This is a genomic window from Pseudoalteromonas sp. G4, from assembly GCF_028875915.1.
Taxonomy (GTDB): Bacteria; Pseudomonadota; Gammaproteobacteria; order Enterobacterales; family Alteromonadaceae; genus Pseudoalteromonas.
The window spans coordinates 1-1388 of sequence record NZ_JAPEHW010000152.1; the positions used below are offsets into that span (position 1 = coordinate 1).

General features: G+C 46.3%; 1 rRNA gene. It reads right to left on the reverse strand.

Annotated features, from left to right (window positions below):
- Positions 1–830: ribosomal RNA gene (locus tag ON073_RS20315) — 16S ribosomal RNA — on the reverse strand; the annotation flags it as partial.
- Between the last annotated feature and the right edge of the window lie 558 nt (positions 831–1388).

A 1388-nucleotide genomic window follows, 5' to 3' on the forward strand; every position in this document is an offset into this window, starting at 1 on the left:
ACCGAACTCCTAGTAGACATCGTTTACGGCGTGGACTACCGGGGTATCTAATCCCGTTTGCTCCCCACGCTTTCGTACATGAGCGTCAGTGTTGACCCAGGTGGCTGCCTTCGCCATCGGTATTCCTTCAGATCTCTACGCATTTCACCGCTACACCTGAAATTCTACCACCCTCTATCACACTCTAGTTTGCCAGTTCGAAATGCAGTTCCCAGGTTGAGCCCGGGGCTTTCACATCTCGCTTAACAAACCGCCTGCGTACGCTTTACGCCCAGTAATTCCGATTAACGCTCGCACCCTCCGTATTACCGCGGCTGCTGGCACGGAGTTAGCCGGTGCTTCTTCTGTAAGTAACGTCACAGCTAGCAGGTATTAACTACTAACCTTTCCTCCTTACTGAAAGTGCTTTACAACCCGAAGGCCTTCTTCACACACGCGGCATGGCTGCATCAGGCTTGCGCCCATTGTGCAATATTCCCCACTGCTGCCTCCCGTAGGAGTCTGGACCGTGTCTCAGTTCCAGTGTGGCTGATCATCCTCTCAAACCAGCTAGGGATCGTCGGCTTGGTGAGCCATTACCTCACCAACTACCTAATCCCACTTGGGCCAATCTAAAGGCGAGAGCCGAAGCCCCCTTTGGTCCGTAGACATTATGCGGTATTAGCCATCGTTTCCAATGGTTGTCCCCCACCTAAAGGCATGTTCCCAAGCATTACTCACCCGTCCGCCGCTCGTCATCTTCTAGCAAGCTAGAAATGTTACCGCTCGACTTGCATGTGTTAGGCCTGCCGCCAGCGTTCAATCTGAGCCATGATCAAACTCTTCAATTAAAAGTGTTTTTGGACTTACGTCCGACTCAATGAATTCTGATTTTGATATCATAAAGATATCGAATTGACTGTGCTGATAATTTCTTATCAATTGGTCACTCAGTTCAATTAAGTCTAAATTTTGTTACGCTAAAAGCGTATGTTAGAACTTAATCTGTACGAGTGCCCACACAGATGATTGCTTAAATTTTTAAAGAACAGTGCAAACAACTTGGTGCTTGCTGCAGCCTCTCTCGCTGCGAAGTGGAGCGCTATATTAACCGCTTCACTTTTAAAGTCAACTAGAAAATTAATTTATTTTTCAAAGTAACTTTCCGTTTGACTCCCGGTCACTAAACTCAGGGTTGTTGTTGCTCAACGTCGTTGCGAGTACTCCGTGTCGGTGGATGCGCATTATAGGGAGATTCAATTTCAGTGCAAGCACTTTTTGTAAGAAAATTTAAACTTTTCGTTCGTTTGCTCAGCAAGTGAGCAAAACGTCTATTTTCTTAACAAAAAGCGCTTTGTTTTGATCAATTAGTTAACAGCTATGTGTAAAGTTTGACCAGCTTTACGTAG